The organism is Paenibacillus sp. FSL K6-1330 (assembly GCF_037976825.1).
Lineage (GTDB): Bacteria > Bacillota > Bacilli > Paenibacillales > Paenibacillaceae > Paenibacillus_AQ.
In genome coordinates this window covers 522236-544501 of sequence record NZ_CP150269.1, presented here as the reverse complement: position 1 = coordinate 544501, position 22266 = coordinate 522236, and the positions used below count along the sequence as shown (strand labels likewise).

The 22266-nt window shown below is 50.8% G+C and carries 19 protein-coding genes; 7 read left to right on the top strand and 12 right to left on the bottom strand.

All coding sequences use genetic code 11. The features are described 5' to 3' along the window. Positions 1-19: 19 nt before the first annotated feature. Entirely contained in the window at positions 20-1567 is a 1548-nt protein-coding gene (gene pruA, locus NYE54_RS02405; protein ID WP_339269756.1) for an L-glutamate gamma-semialdehyde dehydrogenase, read from the top strand. 72 nt (positions 1568-1639) lie between these two features. Here the strand turns inward: pruA and NYE54_RS02400 are convergent, their stop codons facing one another. From NYE54_RS02400 to NYE54_RS02370, 7 genes are all read right to left on the bottom strand, one after another. Then, positions 1640-3067: a serine hydrolase gene (locus tag NYE54_RS02400; protein ID WP_339269755.1), complete on the bottom strand. Its 1428-nt coding sequence runs from the start codon at positions 3065-3067 to the stop codon at positions 1640-1642. A gap of 59 nt (positions 3068-3126) precedes the next feature. Beyond that, positions 3127-3888 (bottom strand): polysaccharide deacetylase family protein, encoded by a 762-nt coding sequence (locus tag NYE54_RS02395; protein WP_339269753.1) that lies wholly within the window; start codon positions 3886-3888, stop codon positions 3127-3129. Further along, complete coding sequence (locus tag NYE54_RS02390) at positions 3885-4721, bottom strand: carbohydrate ABC transporter permease (protein WP_076322448.1); 837 nt, start codon at positions 4719-4721, stop codon at positions 3885-3887. The genes NYE54_RS02395 and NYE54_RS02390 overlap by 4 nt, the downstream gene beginning before the upstream one ends. Further along, positions 4721-5596 (bottom strand): sugar ABC transporter permease, encoded by an 876-nt coding sequence (locus tag NYE54_RS02385; protein ID WP_076322449.1) that lies wholly within the window; start codon positions 5594-5596, stop codon positions 4721-4723. The genes NYE54_RS02390 and NYE54_RS02385 overlap by 1 nt, the downstream gene beginning before the upstream one ends. 162 nt (positions 5597-5758) lie before the next feature. Beyond that, positions 5759-7012, bottom strand: coding sequence for an ABC transporter substrate-binding protein (locus tag NYE54_RS02380; RefSeq protein ID WP_098741584.1), 1254 nt, complete (start codon positions 7010-7012; stop codon positions 5759-5761). Between the two features lie 165 nt (positions 7013-7177). Beyond that, positions 7178-8137: a LacI family DNA-binding transcriptional regulator gene (locus tag NYE54_RS02375; protein ID WP_339269748.1), complete on the bottom strand. Its 960-nt coding sequence runs from the start codon at positions 8135-8137 to the stop codon at positions 7178-7180. A gap of 233 nt (positions 8138-8370) precedes the next feature. Next, positions 8371-9282 carry an EamA family transporter gene (locus tag NYE54_RS02370; protein ID WP_339269747.1) on the bottom strand — a complete coding sequence of 304 codons (912 nt, stop codon included), beginning with the start codon at positions 9280-9282 and terminating at the stop codon, positions 8371-8373. A gap of 124 nt (positions 9283-9406) precedes the next feature. On the opposite strand from NYE54_RS02370, the gene NYE54_RS02365 reads away from it, so the two are divergent. After that, positions 9407-10264 (top strand): LysR family transcriptional regulator, encoded by an 858-nt coding sequence (locus NYE54_RS02365; protein WP_339269745.1) that lies wholly within the window; start codon positions 9407-9409, stop codon positions 10262-10264. A gap of 72 nt (positions 10265-10336) precedes the next feature. Here the strand turns inward: NYE54_RS02365 and NYE54_RS02360 are convergent, their stop codons facing one another. From NYE54_RS02360 to NYE54_RS02345, 4 genes are all read right to left on the bottom strand, one after another. Beyond that, on the bottom strand, positions 10337-11161 hold the full coding sequence (locus NYE54_RS02360) for an alpha/beta hydrolase (RefSeq protein ID WP_339269743.1): 825 nt from the start codon (positions 11159-11161) through the stop codon (positions 10337-10339). A gap of 17 nt (positions 11162-11178) precedes the next feature. Beyond that, positions 11179-11685 (bottom strand): SRPBCC domain-containing protein, encoded by a 507-nt coding sequence (locus tag NYE54_RS02355; RefSeq protein WP_339269741.1) that lies wholly within the window; start codon positions 11683-11685, stop codon positions 11179-11181. A 76-nt stretch (positions 11686-11761) separates the two neighbouring features. Next, positions 11762-12094, bottom strand: a complete 333-nt coding sequence (locus NYE54_RS02350) for a metalloregulator ArsR/SmtB family transcription factor (RefSeq protein WP_076322685.1) — start codon at positions 12092-12094, stop codon at positions 11762-11764. A 282-nt stretch (positions 12095-12376) separates the two neighbouring features. After that, positions 12377-14026, bottom strand: coding sequence for a glutathione ABC transporter substrate-binding protein (locus NYE54_RS02345; protein ID WP_339269739.1), 1650 nt, complete (start codon positions 14024-14026; stop codon positions 12377-12379). A 160-nt stretch (positions 14027-14186) separates the two neighbouring features. Between NYE54_RS02345 and nikC the strand changes: the two genes are divergently transcribed. From nikC to NYE54_RS02320, 5 genes are all read left to right on the top strand, one after another. Then, positions 14187-15083 (top strand): nickel transporter permease, encoded by an 897-nt coding sequence (gene nikC, locus NYE54_RS02340; RefSeq protein ID WP_076322457.1) that lies wholly within the window; start codon positions 14187-14189, stop codon positions 15081-15083. Positions 15084-15102: 19 nt separating this feature from the next. Continuing rightward, positions 15103-16026, top strand: a complete 924-nt coding sequence (locus tag NYE54_RS02335; RefSeq protein WP_339269737.1) for an ABC transporter permease — start codon at positions 15103-15105, stop codon at positions 16024-16026. 1108 nt (positions 16027-17134) lie between these two features. Beyond that, a complete protein-coding gene (locus NYE54_RS02330; RefSeq protein WP_339269735.1) occupies positions 17135-18148 on the top strand; it encodes an ABC transporter ATP-binding protein in 1014 nt (337 codons plus the stop codon). Further along, positions 18145-19149 carry a dipeptide ABC transporter ATP-binding protein gene (locus NYE54_RS02325; RefSeq protein WP_339269734.1) on the top strand — a complete coding sequence of 335 codons (1005 nt, stop codon included), beginning with the start codon at positions 18145-18147 and terminating at the stop codon, positions 19147-19149. The genes NYE54_RS02330 and NYE54_RS02325 overlap by 4 nt, the downstream gene beginning before the upstream one ends. Before the next feature lie 183 nt (positions 19150-19332). After that, a protein-coding gene (locus NYE54_RS02320; protein ID WP_339269732.1) for an IS1182 family transposase occupies positions 19333-20693 on the top strand; the annotation gives its coding sequence in 2 pieces (ribosomal slippage) (positions 19333-19900 and positions 19900-20693; 1362 coding nt in all). Between the two features lie 166 nt (positions 20694-20859). On the opposite strand, the gene NYE54_RS02315 is transcribed toward NYE54_RS02320, so the two are convergent. Further along, positions 20860-22179 carry an FtsW/RodA/SpoVE family cell cycle protein gene (locus NYE54_RS02315; protein WP_339269730.1) on the bottom strand — a complete coding sequence of 440 codons (1320 nt, stop codon included), beginning with the start codon at positions 22177-22179 and terminating at the stop codon, positions 20860-20862. Positions 22180-22266: the final 87 nt, after the last annotated feature.

Genomic DNA, 22266 nt, shown 5'->3' with positions numbered 1-22266 from the left:
TGTTAAGGAGGGGCCTTCCATGCGAGTACCTTTTCGGAATGAACCATTTCTGGACTTCAAGAACGAGTTGAACAACAAGTTATACGATGCTGCGCTATCCGCGGTCGAAGCCGAACTCGGCAAGACGTACCCTCTGGTTATCGGCGGTGCCCAAATCCATACGGAGCGTACCCTAAAGTCGGTCAATCCGTCCCGTAAACGTCAGGTCATCGGCATTGTATCCCAAGCCGATACCGAACTTGCGGAACAAGCCATTCAGACAGCCGCACGGACTTTTGAGACGTGGAAACACACCGCGCCGAGCGAACGGGCACGATATTTGTACAAGGCTGCAGCAATCATGCGGCGACGCAAGTTTGAATTCTCCGCACTGATGACGCTGGAAGCTGGAAAAACGCGTGCCGAAGCGGATGCGGATACGGCCGAAGCGATCGATTTCATGGAATTCTATGCACGCGAAATGCAGCGTCTGAGCGCGCCCCAGCCGCTAACAGTTCATGAGGAGGAAGAAAATCATCTCTATTACATTCCACTCGGCGTCGGCATCGTCATTCCGCCGTGGAACTTTCCACTCGCGATTATGGCAGGCATGACCACGGCGGCCATCGTCTCGGGCAACACCGTTGTGCTGAAACCGGCGAGCACCACGCCGGTCATTGCCGCCAAATTCGTGGAGCTACTGGAAGAAGTCAGCCTGCCTCCGGGCGTTGTTAACTTCCTGCCGGGACCGGGCCAGGAAGTGGGCGACTATCTGGTGGATCATCCGCTGACCAGGTTCATCAGCTTTACGGGATCCCGCGACGTTGGACTGCGGATTCAGGAACGCGCGGCCAAGACACAGCCCGGACAACAATGGATCAAACGCGTCATCGCCGAAATGGGCGGAAAAGACGCCATTATCGTAGACAGTGAGGCCGATCTGGACCTCGCGGCAGACGCGATCACCGCCTCCGCATTCGGTTTCTCCGGCCAGAAATGCTCCGCCTGCTCCAGGGCCATCGTGCATGAGGACGTCTATGATACCGTGCTGCAGAAGGTTATCGACCGTTCCAAGAAACTGGTTATCGGCAGTCCGTTACACGCCGCGGCGCAGGTAGGGCCCGTCATCGACGATAAGGCCTATCGTAAAATTCTGGACTATATCGAAATCGGAAAAGGCGAAGGCACGCTGGTTCTCGGCGGATTTCCGGGCGATCCGGAGGGGTATTTCATCCAGCCGACGATCTTCGCGGACGTGGCCAGCACCGCCCGTATTTCCCAAGAGGAGATCTTCGGCCCGGTGGTGGCCTTCACGAAGGCCGCCTCCTTCGACGAAGCGATCCAATTCGCCAACAACACCGACTACGGGCTGACCGGCGCGGTGATCTCGAACAACCGCGCCCACCTGGAGCAGGCGCGGCGCGATTTCCATGTTGGCAACTTGTATTTGAACCGGAAATGCACCGGTGCCTTAGTGGGCACCCACCCATTCGGCGGCTTCAATATGTCCGGGACCGATTCCAAAGCCGGCGGGCGCGATTACCTGCTCCTGTTCACACAGGCGAAGGCGGTGTCAGAGCGATTCTGATTACGGCATGCAAAAAAACCTCTCCATGACGATGGAGAGGTTTTTTATGTACCGCTGCTTATTTTACTGGCTCTATGCCTTAACCTTGCCCTTAATCTCCCGGACCACCTTGCCCTCGAACGATTGATTCATCCAGTACGCAAGATGAATGCCTTCCTCACCGAAGGAGCATTCCGTAGTTGAGTAGAATGGCGTCTCCGTCAGTCGGATGGTCAGCTTCAACGTCCGGTCATCCTTCCAGGTCATGGAGGCAGCATATTCGTTATCCGCCGTCATCATTAGCTTCGTGGTTCCCGACTTCCACTCGTTACGACCACAGACAACCAAATTGATGCTGTGTTCCCCCTCAAGCTCCATGACCGCGCCATCTTCTTCAAATCGAACGGAGAATGAACGCAGCTTCTCCTCATTCTCCTCGAGATCATAGACGATCCCGGAGACGTCCTTCTCGATTGGGGATACCGCCTCTTCGATTGGCGGATCCAGCTTAAGCTCTTGCAGCATTCTAGTAAGAGAAGCCTCCGCTCCGGTGTCGACCGGCAGCGCATCAGATCCCATCGCTGGCTGCAGATGCTCCCATATCTCATTCAGCACGGCCTGCATGTCTCCAAGGCCGGAGGTAATCGCAATCACCGCATCCTGTTCCGGGAACACGACGCAGAATTGTCCAAAGGCACCGTCGCCGCGGTAGGCACCGTGGCGGCACATCCAGAATTGATATCCGTACCCTTCAGTCCAATCCGAAGAGGAATCCGCAGGTCCGTTGGATATCTGCTTGGAGGTTGCCTCTTCAATCCACGCTTCCGGGATCAGACGCTGGCCTTCCCATACCCCCTTCTGAAGATAGAGCTGACCGAATTTGGCAATGTCCTCAGTCTTCAGCTTAAGTCCCCATCCGCCGGTGTTGATCCCCTGCGGACAGCTTTCCCATGTTGCACCATAAATGCCGAGTGGCTCAAACAGACGGGGCTGCAAATAATCCAGCAGCGTGATGCCAGTGACCTTCTGCAGAATGGCCGAGAGCATGTAAGTCGCTGCGCTGTTATATACAAAGTGGGTCCCGGGTTCATGCTCAACCGCTTGTTTAAGAAAATCGGCCACCCAAATATCGGACTGCATGGCAGGCTCCTCGGCGTGCCCCGTTCCCATAATCAACAAATCGCGAATCGTCATCGCGGACAGATTCGGCGAGGGATCTTCAGGAGTGTATTCCGGAAAGAAGTCGATCACCCGATCCTCCAGCGTAATCCGGCCTTCCTGGACCAAAAGTCCAATCGCGGTAGAGGTAAAGCTCTTGCTTAGCGAGAACAGTATATGCGGTTTGTCCGCATCATACGGCTTCCACCAGCTTTCCGCTACGACATGTCCACGCCGTACCAGCATGAAGCTGTGGAGTTCCAGCTCCTTTTCCTGAATCGATCGGATAAAGCGTTCGATAGACTGCGATGAGATTCCTTGATTTTCGGGGGTGCTTCTTGGCAATAATTGAACCATCTTCATGTTCATCTTCCTTTCGCCTCTCCCTGTATCCATAAGGTAAATTCATTATGGCCCTTCCATTATACACCAGGTAATGGTACCGCTTCATCATAACGTATAGCGCGGAAACCCAGTCGCTCACTAATCTCATTTAAGTCCTCCCGTGCAAGAAAAGAAGCCTCCTGATCGCGTCCGCGCGCCAGCTCTTCCCCATCCACTTGAGCATTGCCGCACTGCACCATTTCCTTCGAATATAGGGCTGGATGGGACAGGAAGAAGTACTGGTCTTCCGTCAGGCCGCCAAGCACCCTTTCAAACGACTCGACCCCGTCCGGAACGCCGCCCGGGAAAAAGTTATAGTAATCGCGATGGTTGATTAGCCCCTTCGCTTCAATCCAGCGGTCCAGCTCTTCTTGCAGCCCGGGTATGAAGCGCTCCGGCAGCATATGAGAATCGACATAAGAAATATTGAAGCCTGCTGCGGTCAGTTTATTAAGCTGCGCTTCGCACTCTACAAGGATCTCCTGCAGCGAAGGCGGATGATCCTGAAACAGGATCGGGTCCTGATAGAAATATCCGGCCCGATCGACAAGCGAAGGAACCTGTTCCTTCGCGGCAACAGGTCCCCAGCGTACGTTATCCCATTCCGCGTTCAGCGTCATATGGAAACCGAAGCAGATGTCCTTGCGATGCGCCAACAGCTGCGCGGCCTCGGTAAGATAAGGGCCGGGCGCCATGATGGACACATTTTTGATGAACCCGGCCTCTACCGTCCGGGTAATCGCTAGATTGGCGGAACGGCTGGAAGCATAATCGTCGGCTCTCGTAATGATTCCCCTCATTTTACCGCACCTGCCGCAATCCCCTTGATGATGTATTTCTGAGCGAAAATATAGAAAATGACAACCGGGATGATCGTCAGCGTCAGACCGGCCATCGCCTGGTTCCACACAATCGTGAACTCCCCGAAGAAATAGAAGGTCGAGAGCGGAATCGTCCGCAGCCCTTTATCCGACAGCGTCAGCGATGGGAGCAGGTAGTCGTTCCACAACGCAATGACGTTCAGAATCGCGATGGTCACACTGATGTTCTTCAGCAGCGGGAATACGATTCTCCAGAACACGCCCAGCTTGGAGCAGCCATCTAGCGTTGCCGCCTCCTCCAGCGCAACCGGCACGGATTTGATAAACCCGTGGTACAGGAAAACCGCCATACTGGACGTAAAGCCGACGTTCATATAGATCAAGCCCTCATGGGTATTGAGCATTGGAATGTGCAGATTGCTGCGAATCCAGTCCATCACCTGCATCAGCGGCATCATGAGCGTCTGGAATGGAATCAGCATGGTCGCTACAAACGTGAAGAAAATGATTTTGCTCAGCTTATTATCCGTCCGCACCAGCATCCATGCCGTCATGGAGGCGAGCACGATGACAATGATCACCGAGATGACGGTGACATAGAGCGAGTTACCCAGAGCGGTGAAGAAATTCATCTTCTCCATCGCCAATTTATAATACTCAAAGCTGAAGGAAGAAGGCAGCGCGAGCGCATTCTCGTACAGCTCCGCACGATCCTTGAACGAGTTAATCAGCATGATGAAGACCGGAGACAAGAAGACCAGTGCAACGAGGAACAGCAGGATGTCAAGCAGCCATTTCCCTGATTTCTTCATTACATCTGCACCTCTCTTCTCTTCGTGATGATAACTTGCGTCAGCGTAAGTCCGGCAACAATCAGGAAGAAGATGATCGCTTTCGCCTGACCTAAACCATAATTACCGTAAGCAAAAATCTCGTTGAAAATATTCATCGCAAACATCTCCGTCGCATTGCTCGGTCCGCCCTTGGTCAACGACAGGTTCACGTCATAGATTTTGAACGCCCCGGACAGTGTCAGGAACAGACAGATCGTGAACGAAGGCATTAACAGCGGGAACACAATGCTCTTCAGTCGCTGCCATATGTTGGCGCCATCGACCTTAGCCGCTTCCATCAATTCATCCGGAATCCCCTGGATGCCCGCGATGTAGATGATCATCGTATAACCCGCCAGCTGCCAGGTGAATACGGCGACGATGGCGTACAGTGCAAACTGCGGATGCAGCAGCCAGTTAAAGAACACGCTGTCAAACCCGGTTTTCTCACCCAGGAAGCTGAAGGCATCCGTAAAAATAAACTGCCAGATGTAACCCAGAATCAGGCCGCCGATCAGGTTCGGCATGAAAAACATCGTCCGTGCCGCATTTCTCGAGCGGAGCTTTGTCGTCACCAGCAGCGCAAAGCCCAGTCCCAGAACGTTGACGCATACCAGAGCGAGCAGCGTGAATTGAACCGTATGCCAAGCCGATGTCAGGAATCGGTCGTCCTGGAACAGCTGAACGTAATTGTCGAACCCTACGAATACTTTAGGATTCGCCGGAATGCCGTCCCAATTAACGAAGGAGTACACAATCCCGATAATGAACGGGATGATGACCACGGTCGTGAAAATAAACAGAAGCGGCACCGTAAACAGGGCAAACCAGGCTTTATCCTTTCTTTTGCTCATAATCCATACCTTCTTTCCGTTCCGGATGATTCCCGCAAGGCGGCATCAAACCTTGAAGTCGTGTTAGAAAAAACAAAAGCCTAACGCTCATCATCAGAACGTCTGAGGCTAGGCTTTCGTTTTCATGGAATTGTAATATCAGATGATGGTCGCCCGCCTCGGTTATTTCGATGCTTTCGCCCACACTTCATCCAGCTTCTGCAGGAACTGTTCTCCTGTCATGCCCGGATTCATGAAGTACTCCTGCGTAGCCGGAGCCAGGTCATTGGTGATGATTCCCGATGGGAAGTAGTTCAACGCCCAAGTGATCGTCTCACCCTTCGTTGTTGCTTCGTGCACCGCTTGAGACAAAGGATCCAGATCGCCTGCTTCAATATTCGTTAAAGCCGGGATGAATTTGAAATCGTCCACGATGGCTTTCTTGCCGCTGTCGCTAGTAAAGAGCCAGTTCAGGAAAGCGTTCGCAGCTTTGACTTCCTCAGCATCCGCCTGATTGTTTACGACCCAGTAGCTGGCCACGCCGACGGCGATTTTGTCATTGCCGGCGAGCGGGAATGGCATCATGCCGACTTTGGAGCCGAAATCACCGAAGTCCGCAAGCATGGAATAACTCCAGTTGCCTTGATGCACCATAGCCGTTTTTTCCGTTGCAAAGTCACCCATCTGGCTATCATATTTCACTTCCAGCGGATTCTTGGAATTCGCCTTAATCACGTCCATGAATTTTGCCCACTCTTGGAACTCCTTCGTATCCGCCATCTTCACTTCGCCTTTGTTCAGCTGCTCGATAAACGCCAGCGGATCGGATTGTAGAGCAAACGGCGTGTTGATGATGTGTCCGATTAAGAAGTAAGCCTCCTGGGACAAACTCAAACCGTTCTTGCCGTCGGCTTTCAGCTGCTCCAGCGTCTTGGTAAAGGAATCCAGATCTTTCATGTTAGCCGGATCTACCATATCCTTGTTATACACAAGACCGAAACCTTCTACGCCGTATGGAACGCCAACGGTTTTATCTTCGACCTTCAATTCCATATCAGGTGCAATGTTCTTAACATACTCTTCACCGCTCAAATCGGAGAAATAGGATTTCAGCTTCTCGGACTCGGGCCCTGGAGCTACGCTGAATATAGTCGGTCCCTGGTTGCTGCTGAGCTTCGCTACCAACTGCTGCGAATAAGCGTCACCTGCGGCACCCCATACCTCAACCTCATTGCCGGTTTCTTCTTTATAGGTTTTAACCAAAGCTTCAAGAGGTTCTGTAATTTCAACTTTCGATTGGAAGAGCGTAATTTTCTTCAGCTTATCTCCCCCGGATGCTGCCCCAGAATCTTTGTCAGATGTACCACCACAGGCTGCAAGTGTCGCAACCAAAGCCGTTGCTGTTAGTATGCTTAATACCTTTTTTACTTTTTTCAAGTGACACGCCTCCCCCTTAAGGACTCTATAAAGTAAAACGTTTACAAACCCATCATAGGGCGGTTTACCTAGAATGTCAATAAAAATTGTACGCGTTTTCATAAAAATACTAAGTAAAAAAAACTAGTAAAATTCTTGATATTTTACTAGTTGTACTCATAAAGTTTATCTCACCGTTTTTCTCCACTGAATGGTGGCATTCAGCTTAAAAGGCTCCCTGCCCGTTGTGCCCTTGATCATCTCGAGCAGCTCCTTCGCCGCCAAATAACCGCTTTCATAACGCGGGATTGCAATCGTGGTCAAACCGGCCATCGCCGCCGCATCCGAATTATCGAATCCGGTGATCGAGATATCCTCCGGGACCCGTATTCCGTTCTCTTCCAAAGCTTTGATCGCGCCGAGAGCCATATTGTCATTCGCACAGACCAGCACTTCCGGCAAGGCGTTGCTCAGGATCAGAATTTTGGCCGCCTGATATCCGCTTTCCTCGCTGTAATCGCCATGAAAGTAATTACGGCGGTCAAACACGATTCCATTCTTCGCAAGCGTATCCATAAATCCGGCGAACCGCTCCTTGTGATCCAGGGTAAACTCCAAGCCGCCAATGTATCCAAAATTCGTAAACTGTTTATCCACTAAGGTCTGGACCATTTCACACATCACGGGGTAGTTGTCCACGATCACGCTTTTGGTGTTGGCGTACTCATTATCAATAATCCGATCCATGAGAACGACAGGGAACTGCGGCGTGGCTACCGAGACTAAATATTCGTCCGTCATGTTCCGATCGAGGCTTATGGTACCGCTTGCAAATTTACTGCGCATAAAATTGGTGCTGGATTTATTCGTACAGATGATAAGATCGTATCCATTCTCCGTCAGGCAATGGCTGATCCCCTTGATGATCTTTAAATAATAATCGCGATCAAAGTCGCTGAAGACAAATATAATCGTGTTGCTTCTATCGGATTTGGTTGACTTATGCGGAAAATAGCCGTGCTCCGAGCATAATCTCAGCACCCGCTCCCTCGTCTCCCGCCCCACGTTCTTACGCCCGTTCAGCACGTTGGACACTGTAGACACCGAGACATCCGCGAGCTTTGCAATTTCCTTCAAACCACTCATGAATCCTATCCCCTCTCCAAAGGCGTTAGTAAATTTAATATAACATGGATTTATTTTTAATAAAATTTACTTATTTTGTTTGGACGGGGTTTTCCTAGGAACATCATCCTTGTCATTGCTTCTCATGATACCTGTTCAGACGAGAAAACCTTTGTTCGCCATAGCAAAAAACAGGCCACACGAATCCATTCGCTGTGACCTGCTAAATCCGAATTTATTAGATTTCTTGCCCTTTATACGGTACCACACCGTTCCCTGATCGCGAATGGATCTTTTGTTTTGTCTACTCGTCTAGGCCGATTCACCAGATAAATGCCAAGCCCGATACACACTGTGCCGGCCAAGGTATACCAATGCAACTGCTCGCCTAATATAAGCCATCCGGATAATACACCGAACACGGGAATAAGGAACAGATACACGTTGGCTTTATTGGGATCGCTATTGCGCAGCACATAATACCAGGTGACGAACTGGGCAATCGAGCTCATCAGAATCATCCAGCCCAAAACAAAGAGTTCCTTAACGATCTGAGACGAACCCCATACAAAATGCGGCTGTTCCAGCAGCGGACTTGCGATGAGCAGAAGGATGCCTCCGATCAGCATCTGATAGGCAGCCATGACCCAAGCGTCAAACTCCTTGCCCCAACGGGAACTTAGCAGCGTCGCCATGCCCCAGGCCATCCCTGCGCCCAGCGCAAACCAAAATCCGCTCTGCATCTGCATCTCCAAGCCTTGCGTAATAAACACGCCGATAAAACCGATGATCACGCCCGCCCACTGAAGAAGACGGTACCTTATACCGAAGATCAGGAAGCTGAACACGATGAACCAGATTGGGTTGCTGGAGGACAGAACCGAGGAGCTGCCAGAGGATATCGTCTGCATGCTCAGGTAGATGCCACTCATCACGAGTGCCGATTGAAACAGCCCGATCGTTGCCAGCTTCAGCCAGGCAGCGCCGCTCTTGGGATGGGGCCGTCTTACAATGAAGGGCAGCATCAGAAGTCCCGCTCCCACAAACCGGATCGCCAGCAGCACGAATGGGGAACCGAAGGAGAGCGCAATTTTGCCGATCGGGAAGTTAAGTCCAGCGACCAGCATCGTAAATATCGTCAGAAACAGCATACGCGGTTTGCTCATGCCATGAATTCCCCTCTCCTTAACCAAGTGTATCCTCAGTTTATTCCGACCTTCATATCATGTAAAATAATTAAATAAGATTCGAGCCATCACTGTGAATGATGGATATAAGGAGGCTCCTAAGGTGGAGAGTGGGGATCTGAAAATATTCCAGGCTGTTGCCCGTGAAGGAAATATAACCAAGGCTGCCGCCAACCTAGGTTACGTGCAATCGAACGTGACCGCTAGAATCCGGCAGCTTGAATCCGAGCTGAACACGCCTTTGTTCTATCGGCTCAGCCGCGGCGTTGCCTTAACTTCGGCCGGCTGTAATCTGCTCAAATATGCCGATCAGATTACGCGTTTGCTTGACGAAGCCGTGAAATCGACGCAATTCTCGGAAGAACCGTCGGGTCCGCTGCGGATCGGCTCATCGGAAACCACAGCCGCGGTACATCTACCCAGTATCATGCTGGATTATCATAGACGGTATCCTGACGTGAAATTGTCATTAATTACAGGCCATAGAGCTGACTTGATTCGAGCCCTGAACGAGTATGAACTGGACGGGGCGTTTATCAGCGGGCCTCTGGATTACCCAGACTTTGACGAAATCCGGGCCTTTGACGAGGAGCTTGTCCTCATCTCGGAACCGACGGAGGCTGCGCTTCGCGATTTGCTCACCAAACCGCTGCTGTTCTTTGGCAAGGGCTGCTACCATCGTGAACGGTTGGAGCAATGGCTTCATGAAGAGAACGTGGGACCCATGAATATTATGGAGTTTGGTACGTTGGAAGCCATCATGGGCGGTGTGGCCGCCGGGCTGGGTATCTCGCTGCTAACGCGGTCTTCCGTTAAGGACTGGGTGGATGCCGGGAGATTGCAGGCTTTCCAAATCCCCGAGCGTTATCGCAGCTCCCAGGTCCATTTTGTATTCCGGCGCGACCTGTTTCGCACCAGCGCCTTTAATCATTTTATTGAGCCGTTTAAGAAGGCCGAATAAATACTTCGACCGGAACGGGAACAAAGAAACCGTGGCCCTAAGGGTCACGGTTTCTTGATGAGAAAGGAACACTTATCTCGGTATTTGGTCTGCCGAAGGCTGCAGAAAACCCGACACCTCAGGAGCCAGCACTTCCGGCGCCATCACGACGGCAGAATGGTCCTGACCAGGCAGCATCCGGTGCTCGCACTGAGGGAGCAAGTCGACCAATGCGCTAGCGGCCCCATGGAACATGGACCCGCTGTTCTCGCCCGTCATCACCATGACCGGGACATCGACATCCCAGCGATCCGTTGGCAGCGGTTGACCGGATTGTGTGCTCCCCATAATCATGCCGTCATAGGCCAATGTATGCGCCATGCCCTCCATGACTTGCCAAGAAGGATCTGCCTTCATGAATTCGATATATTCCGCGGGGATCCCCAGCGCTGCCGTCATGAAATATTCTACGGCTTCGCTGCGCCTGCTCTCGGCCATCAGTGCATTCAAATGCTGCACGTATTCTGTCGGTACGGGTTCGCGGCTATCGTCAATGATAAACGGCGGCTCATATAGAAACAGTTTTCTAACTTTGCTGCTTCCGAGTCTGCTCGCCGCATCCAGAGCCAGAACAGCGCCCGAAGAACTTCCGAATACATACGCGCTCCCGCCCGCCTCCTGAATAAGGGCATCGATATCTTCGACCTCACGTTCAACGGCATACGGAGCCGTATCCGCGCTACTGCCCCGTCCCCGCCGGTCATGATTGTAGACGGTGAATTGTTCAGACAGAAACTCCCCAAGACGCGTTGTATCGTTGTGATCCGAAGCTGCAGCAGCTACAAGAATAATAGCTGGACCAGTCCCTTTCTTTTCATAAAAAATTCGGGTACCGTCATTCGACATTGCATAACTCATGGTCATCTCTCCTTTTATTATCCTGTTATGTACAAGCTAATTTCATTCTCAAACCGTTCCAGCGTATCCGTGTATCCTTCTACCATTCCCATGCCTTCCGCAGCTTCCAGTTCCTCTGCACTCGCAAAATGGGTAATGATGCATAGCCTGGTCCCTTCCCCGGCCTCTTCAAACGTAACCGAAGTCAACATGTCGCTGCCTGCTACGGGGTTCCAGTTCGGATCCGTGAATGTGTCCGTATATACGAGCCTTGATAACTCCGTCACTTCGGAGTAGGTCGCCTTGCAAAAGGCTTCTTCCCCTTCTCCTGCCTTATCAGGAGCCAGCCTGTAGCGCCATACGCCACCCGGTCTGACATCCATCTCATATACCGTGGCATTCCAGTTCCTCGGCCCCCACCAGCGTTCAATGTGTTCCGGCTTAGTCCATCCCTGCCAGGACAGCTTCAGAGGGATGGTTACGATACGTTCCACGGTTAGCTTCCGCTGCTCCCGGTCTTTCTTGACAATGGTCGTCCTGCCCATGTGACTTCCTCCTGTTTGTGAAATCGGCTCTGCATGCAGAGCCGTATCTTCCTGTGGATCTAGCAAAAAAGTTGAATCAACTCTCCTTTCCGTTGAAGTCGCTCATATAGTCCTCGAACTTGTCGAGTCGCTCTTCCCACAATCGACTGAATGAATCGAACCAGACGTCCAGCTCCTGAAACGGCTGGGCTTCAAGACTATAAATGCGCTGCTGTGCGTTCTTACGGACTTTCACCAGCCCGGCCTCGCTCAGTATCCGCAGATGGCGGGATACTTGGGGCTGGCCGATTCCCAGAATCTCTACGATGTCGCTGACCGATCTCGACCCTTGCTTTAAAAGTTCAATGATGTTGAAGCGGTTCGGCTCCGAGATCGTGAACAGGGTTAATTGCATAGCTGAAGTATTCATGGTTTTAATATACATCAATTCGTATATACATGTCAACGTATATAAGGATCTATTTTTTCATTCTTTTGACGTGATAAATGTGACATCACCTCAATTCCTTCCGCTCGTAAGCTGTATGATCATCTTGATGCCAACGAGCAAAGATAACGAACCATTGCTGTCAGCCCTATCTCCTGTCCCAGCACTCGAACAACATCAAAAAAAGAGACCCCCTCATAGGGGCCTCTTGATGCATATCTCTTATATCATGACGATTCAAAGCTATAAAGCTTTCAGACATCCTTATGGCTGAATGGACACTTGATGCAGCTGCATGATGCCGTTCGGATGCCGCCAGAAGCCCTCGACCTTGCTGCTGACACCGTTTAAATACTCCTGATGATGGATATACAGCATCGGCGCTAACTCAACCAGCTTCTCTTGCGCCTGTTTATAGATAAGCTTGCGTTGTTCAGGATCGTTCTCTTTACGCCCGGCATCCAGCAGTTTATCCAGTTCCGGATCCTTCGTGAAGGTACGGTTACCCGGCTCCCCTACATTCTTGGAATGGAATAACTCATACATGCCATAGTCGGCATCAGCCGTTACCGTGGACCAGCCGAGGATAAACATATCATGCTTGCCTTCTGCGGTTTGAGCCAGGTATGCGCCCCATTCGACCACTTCGATTTTGACTTCAACATTCAATTCCTTCAGCTTGGATTGTACGTACTCGGCGACCTTAATCCGTTCCGGATTATCATTGGTCCAGATGGTCGTTGAGAAGCCACCCTCGTATCCAGCCTCCTTCAACAGCTCTTTGGCTTTGTCGATGTTATGTTCGATCGGCTTAACGGTAGCATCATAGCCGTTCACGTCCGGTGCCAGCGGACCAACAGCAGGAATTCCGGTGCCTTCGTAGATGCCCGAGATGATTTCATCCTTATTGATGGCCATCGACAAGGCCTGCCGTACTCGCACATCGTTAAACGGCTTTTTGTCGTTGTTAAACCCGATATAAGACAAGCTCAGCGAAGCCTGACGGTTCAGAGACATGCCGTCTGTGCTCTCAATGCGGCTGATGCTGCTCGGCGACACCGGATCGATAATATGCGCATAGCCGGTTTCCAGTTCCGCGATCCGCGTTCCCTCTTCGCTTACGACCTTGAACGTGACCCGTTCAACCTTCGCTTTATCCCCCCAATAATCGGCATTCGCAACCAGCTTCACTTCCTGTCCGGGGTTCCAGCTCTCTAATTTGAACACGCCCGTGCCTACAGGGTTCTGTGCCAGATATGCGCCTCCCTTCTCGCCTGCCTTCACCTTCTCGTAATCCAGCTTGATGGCTTCGGCACTAATCATGCCCACCGCAGAATGGGCCAAATGGGCAAGCAGCGGCGAGAAAGCATACTCGGTCACAAGCTGCACCGTGTATTCGTCAACGACTTTAACCTCTTTAATCATGCCAACAAGCGACGCGCGTGGAGAAGCAACCTCCGGATCCTGCATACGATCAATGTTGGCTTTGACCACCTCTGCATTGAATGGAGAGCCGTCCGTAAACTTCACGCCTTGTCTGAGCTTGAACTCCCAGGTCAATTCATCGATCGCTTTCCAGCTCTCGGCGAGCCCCGGCTGAATATTCAGATCCTTATCATGAATCACCAATGTGTCATAAATATGCGTTGTCATTACGCTCGTTTGCTGGTCCGTCGACATATGAGGGTCCATGGATGGCGGATCAGAAAGCCAGGCAATCACAAGCTCATTTGCACCGGTATCATCCGTTCCTTTGGGAGGATCCTTGGCCCCCGGCTCCGGAGCTGGCGTATTACTGCCGTTTGGCGGCGTTTCAGGGTTACTGCTCTTGCTTGGACTGCCGCACGCCGAGACTATTACGGTAAGCATGACCAGGATGCAGACAAGCCACTTTAATCTTCTATTACCTGTCATGTGAAACAAACTCCCCCTTCTCAATCAAAATAGGAAAATATTTTATACACAGTTAACATATATTTTACTATTTGATATTTATACCAGTAGAAGCCAGATTTACCTCACGTTTCTACGACACCAATGCTGACATCCAAACTTGGAGAAAGGATGATTTCACGTGCCTAACATGACCGCTGATGCCAGAACACATGAATCGCTACCTAGTGGTACCCGTCTCGTTCAATGGAAATCTTTCTACCACCGTCTGAAGAAGAACAAAGCGGCCTTATTCGGGGGGTACTTTCTCCTGCTGATGATTCTTGTCGCAATTTTCGGCCCCCTGCTCACCCAGTATGATCCGACCAAAGTGGATTATTCTACGAAACTGCTGAAGCCGTCCGCTGACCATTGGTTTGGTACGGACCACAACGGGCGAGATATTTTCACCAGGATTATCCACGGCATGCGTCTTACGCTCTCGGTCGGTTTTATCTCGGTCATCATCGGGGCAGCCTTTGGTGTCGTACTCGGAATCATATCCGGTTATTACGGAGGTAAATGGGATGCACTCATTATGAGAATGACCGATGTCATGCTGGCGTTTCCCGGCATTTTGCTGGCATTGGCGGTTGTCAGCGTTCTTGGAAAAAATCTGTTCAACGTGATTATCGCCGTCAGCATCTTCTCAATCCCCACCTTTGCGAGAGTCGTGCGCGGCTCGACGCTGGCCGTCCGCAAGCTCGAATATATTGATGCCATGCGTTCGCTGGGCGCGAGCGATGGACGAATCATCTTCGGGCATATTTTGCCGAATATCACATCCCCTATCATCGTGCAGGCTACGCTGCGGATCGCTGTTGCTATCCTGACCGCCAGCGGCTTGTCCTTCCTCGGTCTTGGCGCACAGCCGCCGACGCCGGAGTGGGGAGCCATGCTGAATGATGGGCGCAACTATATTATGGATCACCCCCATGTTGCCCTGTTCCCCGGCTTGTCGATCGTGTTCGTTGTTATCGCATTTAATCTGCTGGGTGACGGCTTGCGGGATGTCCTTGACCCGAAAATGAAAAAATAATGAAGGGAGCTGCCGGGCCATGCTCATCTATTCCATTCGAAGGCTAATTCAGACGATACCTGTTGTCATTGGCGTTACCATTGTCGTCTTCCTGCTGATGCACCTCATTCCGGGAGATGCGGCGCAGGTCATTATCGGGGAAGGGGCGCCCAAGGAGCAGGTGGAGAAGATCCGTGAGAACCTGGGATTAAACGATCCGCTGCCGCTTCAGTATTGGAATTACGTCAGTGGTTTACTGCAGGGAGATTTGGGAGATTCGATCCGCAGCAGCCGCCCCATCGCCGATGAAATATTCAAAAGCCGATTCTGGATCACCGTCGAGCTTGCCATATACTCTACGATCCTGGCTGTATTTCTCGGCATTCTGGCCGGCATCATCTCCGCCGTCAAAAAAAGCTCGCCCGCTGATATCGGCGTCATGTTCGTTGCCCTGTTCGGACTATCGATGCCGAATTTCTGGCTTGGGCTCATGCTGATCCAATATTTTGCCGTGGATCTAGGCTGGTTCCGTCCCTCCGGCTGGGGCACGTGGTCGCAAACCGTCCTTCCCGTGATCACGCTCGGGACAGGCGGCGCCGCGATCATTGCCAGAATGACCCGTTCCAGCATGCTGGAGGTCATCGGCCAGGATTACATCCGCACCGCTCAAGCCAAAGGCGTCCGAGAGCGTGTCATCATCTACCGACATGCCCTGAAAAATGCCATGATTCCCGTCATTACCGTCATCGGTCTGGAATTCGGCGGCCTGCTGGGCGGGGCGGTGCTGACCGAGTCCGTATTCGCCGTGAACGGCATGGGACGATACGTCATCGACTCGATCCGGGCAAGAGATTTCCCGGTCGTACAGGCAACCGTGCTTGTGCTCTCGATCATGTTCGTGCTTGTGAACCTGCTTGTGGACATCTCCTACCGATACTTCAACAAGCGCATTGATTTCGATTGATTGGTGAGTTTTAGCTGTGGGATTAGTGTGGGATTAATGTGGTCAATAGTGTGAACTCTACATTGTGTGGCAAGCGTGTGGATTAGTATGATCTACAGTTTGGTTCAAGTGGACACACGATCCGCTATTTACCGAAAATCGAGCTATTTTCGAGCCCGTGCGGACACACGATCCGTTATTTACCGAAAATCGAGCTATTTGGGAGCCAATCCGGACACACGATCCGTTAATGTACTCAAAATCACGAATTTAGCCAACTATTTCTCGCAATAGCGGATCTCAAGTCCTCTTACCTCCACTAACATGCAGAAAATAAAGTAATAACGGAACTACAGTCCTCATACATGCTAATCCAGACGAATCTAGCTGTTTGGGAGTACATGAGGACGGACGCACTCGATTTACTGAAAACAAGCTATTTTTGTGCCCATGCGGACGTAAGATCTGTAATTTACACAGAAATCGAGCTGTTATTGAGACCTTAGGGGTCGGAGAATTCACGGTTTGCTGCAAAACTGGCTAATTGGGAGTCACGCGGACACAGATCTGCTACTTTACTGCAAAAACGAGCGATTTAGGAGTCACGAGGACATACGATCCGCTATTTACCGAAAATCGAGCTATTTGGGAGCCAATCCGGACACACGATCCGTTAATGTACCCAAAATCACGAATTTAGCCAACTATTTCTAGCAATAGCGGATCTCATGTCCTCGTACTTCCACTAACACGAAGAAAATAAAGTAATAGCGGAACTACAGTCCTCGTACATGCTAATCCAGACGAATCTAGCTGTTTGGGAGTACATGAGGACGCACGCACTCGATTTACTGAAAACAAGCTAGTTTTGTGCCCATACGGACGTAAGATCTGTAATTCACAGAAATCGAGCTGTTATTGAGACCTTAGGGTCGGAGAATTCACGGTTTGCTGCAAAACTGGCTAATTGGGAGTCACGCGGACATAGATCTGCTACTTTGCTGCAAAACGTGCGATTTGGGAGTCACGAGGACATACGATCCGCTATTTACCGAAAATCGAGCTATTTGGGAGCCAATCCGGACACATGATTCCAAGACCAATTGAAAGCGAAGGGAGCTTAGACAAGATGGAACAGCACACATCAAGTTTGCTTACGATCAAGAACCTGCAAACCTCTTTTTTCACCGAACTGGGCGAAGTGAAAGCTGTGGATGATATCAGCCTTACCGTACGCAAGGGGAAGACGCTCGGCATCGTGGGCGAATCCGGTTCAGGCAAAAGCATACTGTCCCTCTCCATCCTGCGGCTGATCTTTCATCCGGGACGAATCGTCGGTGGCCAAATCCTATATAACGGTGTGAATCTGCTCGAACAATCGGACCGGCAGATGCGCAAAATAAGGGGCAATCAGATCTCGATGATCTTTCAGGAGCCGATGACATCGCTCAATCCGGTCTTCACCGTCGGCGATCAGATCGCGGAGGCCTACCAAATCCATGAGAATCTGAGCAAAAAACAAGCGATGGACAAAGCCGTCGAGATGTTGAAACTGGTCGGCATCCCCTCCCCGGAAAAAAGAGTCCGACAGTACCCCTTCCAGCTGTCCGGCGGTATGCGCCAACGTGTCATGATTGCCATGGCGCTGGCGTGCAATCCGGATCTGCTCATTGCAGACGAGCCGACTACAGCGCTTGACGTGACCATTCAGGCTCAAATTTTGGAGCTGATGAAGGAGCTGCAGCGGAAGCTGCAGATGTCGATTATTTTTATCACCCATGATCTGGGCATCGTTGCGGAAACCTGCGATGAGGTAGCAGTCATGTACTGCGGAAAAGTGGTGGAATATACCGATGTGCGCACCCTCTTCAAGCATCCGAAGCACCCCTACACCGTCGGCCTGATGAACTCGCTGCCGCGGCATGATATCGATAAGGAAACGCTGGAGCCGATTAAAGGCTCTGTTCCAAGCCCATATGACCCACAGGAAGGCTGTCGCTTCGCCCCCCGCTGTCCCCATGCAGCCAAGCTGTGCTATGACAAACTGCCGGAGCTTCATGCGCTGGATGATAACCAACAAGTCAGGTGCTGGAAATACACCGATCAATGGGAGCTGGAAAGCGAGGTGAACGTTCTATCATGAGCAAAGAGTTGTTAACCGTCAAAAACCTCAAGCAGTATTTCCCGATCAAGGGCGGCATCCTGGGCCGTGCCGTCAACATCGTAAAAGCTGTGGATGATATTTCATTCTCCGTACATGAGGGAGAAACTGTCAGTATCGTGGGCGAATCCGGCTGCGGCAAATCAACCACGGGCCGGGCCATCCTGAGGCTGGACGAACCAACCGCTGGAGAGGTGGTGTTCGAAGGCACCGATCTGCTTTCCCTAAATAAAGCGCAGATGAACCGAAGGCGTAAAGACCTGCAGATGATTTTTCAGGACCCCTATGCTTCGCTGAATCCTAGAAAAACAGCGCTGCAAGTCCTAGAAGAAGCGATGGACATTCAAAACGTCGTTCCCAAGAAGGATCGGCGGGGCCGGGCCATCGAGCTTCTGGAAACGGTGGGCCTGGCCGCCTATCAAGCCAATCGGTACCCGCATGAATTCAGTGGCGGACAGCGGCAGCGGATCGGAATTGCTCGCGCCTTGTCCGTGAATCCCAAGCTGATCATCAGCGATGAAGCGGTCTCTGCGCTTGACGTGTCCATCCAGGCGCAAGTGCTCAATCTGATGAAATCACTGCAAACCGAATTCAAGCTGACCTATCTGTTCATCTCCCATGATCTTGGGGTCGTTCGGCATATTTCCGACCGGATTATCGTGATGTATCTGGGAACGATCGTGGAAATCGCGGATAAACATTCCCTCTTCCGGCACCCACAGCATCCTTACACCCGCGCTCTGCTGTCAGCCATCCCGACGCTGGATCCCGAGCGCAAGAAGGAACGCATCATTCTCAAGGGAGATGTTCCGTCCCCGATCAACCCGCCTTCCGGCTGCCGGTTTCATACCCGCTGCATGTATGCCACGGATTTCTGCCGGTCCGAGGCCCCGTTGCTTCGGGAAGTCGATGAGCGCAGAGGCCATCAGGCGGCCTGCCACTATATCGAAGAAATCGCATCCGGTGTGCTGGAGAAGGTGTAACTTATACGCCACCGAACCGGATAACGACACCTCTCTATAAACGAGAAAAAAGCGAGAATCAAGCTCTCGCTTCAGGCTGTCGAGAAAGTCTCGACAGCTATTTTTTTGTATATTTAATTCAACACGACACCGCGTTAATATTATATAATATTAGTAAATAAACCGTTCGGAAGGGTGTTAAATATGTTGCGTTCTAACCGAGAAAAACAGCAGGCTTACGAGTTTGTTTCGATTGAAGAATTAGTTCCTCAAGATCATCTGCTCCGTAAAGTGGACAAGTATATCGATTTCTCTTTCATCGACGAAAAGGTCCGTCCGCTTTATTGTGCTGATAACGGGCGACCAGCCATCGACCCTGTTGTGTTATTTAAGATGATTTTCCTCGGTTATTTTTACGGCATCCGTTCCGAACGTCAACTCGAACGTGAAATTCAGACCAATCTTGCCTACCGCTGGTTTTTGGGATTAGGTCTGACCGACAAAGTGCCGGACCATTCTACGATTAGCTGGAATCGTCGCACTCGTTTTAAAGATACAGCGATTTTTCAGGAGATCTTTGATGAGATTGTTCTTCAAGCCATTCAGCACCGTATGGTAGGTGGACGCGTCCTGGTTTCCGATTCAACCCACGTTAAAGCGAATGCGAATAAGCATAAGTACACAAAGGAACAGGTTTTACAAAACACCCGTGATTATGTGGGTGAACTTAATGCCGCCGTAGAGGCCGACCGGAAGGCACATGGAAAAAAGCGCTAAAGCCTAGAGAGGACGTGATGGAGGAAAAGGAAGTCAAAGTGAGCACGACAGATCCAGATAGCGGTTATATGATCCGGGATGGGAAACCGGAAGGATTTTTCTACTTAGACCACCGTACCGTGGACCTGAAATACAATATGATAACGGATGTACATGTCACTGCAGGAAATGTCCATGATTCTGTACCCTATTTGTCCCGTTTGGATCGTCAACAACAACGATTTGGTTTTAAAGTAGAAGCTGTTGCGCTGGATTCTGGGTACTTGACTTCACCTATCTGCAAAGGGCTGCAAAGCCGAAATATATTTGCCGTTATTGCTCACCGAAGATTCCATCCGACTCAAGGTTTATTCCCAAAATGGAAGTTCACGCATGATGCAGAGCGCAACCTTTATATCTGCCCGGCGGAGCACGAACTGCAATACAAGACGACCAACCGCGAGGGATACCGGCAGTACGCTTCAGACCCTCAGCACTGCAAGAAGTGTCCGTTATTAAACGAATGCACTCGGTCTCGCAACCACCGAAAGGTGGTAACCCGTCACGTCTGGGAGGACAGCAAAGAATGGGTGCGAGGCAACCGGTTGAGTCGATCCGGGAAATATCTCTACCGAAAACGAAAAGAAACGATTGAGCGAAGCTTCGCGGACGCAAAAGAGCTCCATGGGTTTCGCTATTGCCGTTTGCGCGGGTTGCAGAACGTCAGGGAGCAGGCCCTGATGACAGCAGCCGTACAGAATATGAAGAAGATGGCGATCCACCTGGATCGCCTGGAAAACAGGGGCTAATCCCCCACTTCCCCTTTTGAAGTGACCACTTGATATGTAAGAAACCCTGTACTTTGAAAAAAGTACAGGGTTTCTCGACAATCTGAAGCGAGAATCAAGCTCTCGCTTTTTCTTTTGCAAAACTTTATCCCGCTAACCGGAATTGAAAGATGATCTTCAGCCTCAACTAGGCCACCTTCATAGGAGCCGCTTCTCCCACATCGCTTGGGATCATGTTTTTGCGTCTGTAGATGGAGAGGAGCAGGCCGACTGCTGCCATGTCCAGGATTTGGTTCATCCCGCTGTAAGAGAAGAAGGGTGGATCCAATGTAACCCTTGGAAGAATGCCGAGCCCCATGAGTAGCGGCCATAGCAGCCGAAATCCAAAAACAACGATGAGTAATGCAGCGATATACTTCGCATAAGAATCCCTATGGACCGTAGAAATATTCCATATTCTAACGAGAAACAGCAGAATCAGTACGCCAACTACGATCCCGAACAACCAGCCGAAGCAATAGATGAGGTATGGAAACACGTTATCATAAAGGACATATGGGATCTTCGGTGTAGCTTGACCAAAACCTTGCCCAAACCAGCCTGCTGCTTGGATGGCATCTGCGTTATTCCCCATATACCACATTTCTTTGGCTGAAGGGTTCATAAATTCTCTCCACCGTAACAGTAAATGATCCGTCCGGGTGCAGAGGAAAATAGCTAATCCTGCAAATGGCAGCGTGGAAATCATAGCAAATTGTTTCAAGCTTTTACTTGTTCTCCATGTCAAAACCAGGAACCCGATCACATAGATGTAGGTGTATATAATAGAGCTACTTATGCTATAGAGAACCACAGGCAGTACTCCTCGATAGAGGATGTTCAATACCGCCTCCCACCGTCCCCATTGGCTGGCAGGCTTCATCCCTGCCAAAGCGAGCAGAAGCGGTATCAAGGAAAAAGTGATCATATTGACTCCAATGGGACCTATGTTGATATAGTCAGTTCTCCTATCGTGCAGTTGTCCATATACCAATGAAATGACCATTAGAATAACAATAAGGAAAAACACAGGGGCCGAATATTTCTTTAGCTTTCGATAATCCAGAAAGTAAAAACCTATCAGGAATAATACTCCGATTCCGAAGTAAAACAACTTTCTCTCGACTAGGCTAACGGAATACCTTTCATCCGCGTAATAAACACTCACCATGCCAACCAGTCCAATGATTAAGAACAGGGCCAGCATAACGAGCAGCTTCCAATCCAACTGAGGCCGATGAGCCAAATGCAGGCTTTTGCCGATATCCCCTGGATCCCCCATTTGTTTCACCGCTTCCTGCACGGCTGGCTCCTCCGCATTGCCCTCCAGCATCAACAGTTTGGCCCGCTCCTCAATATGACCCAGCAGTTCCTCTCGAATCTCGGGATGCATTTGCCTCGTGCGCACTTGCTTGCACACACGGTCCAGAAATTGCCGGACAACCATATACTCCTCCATTTGCCGCATGTGGTTCCTCCTTGACCAGAATGTAAGTTATCGTTTGAATTGCCATAAGTTTGATGGCATTCCTCGAATATAGATAGGGGTTATTAG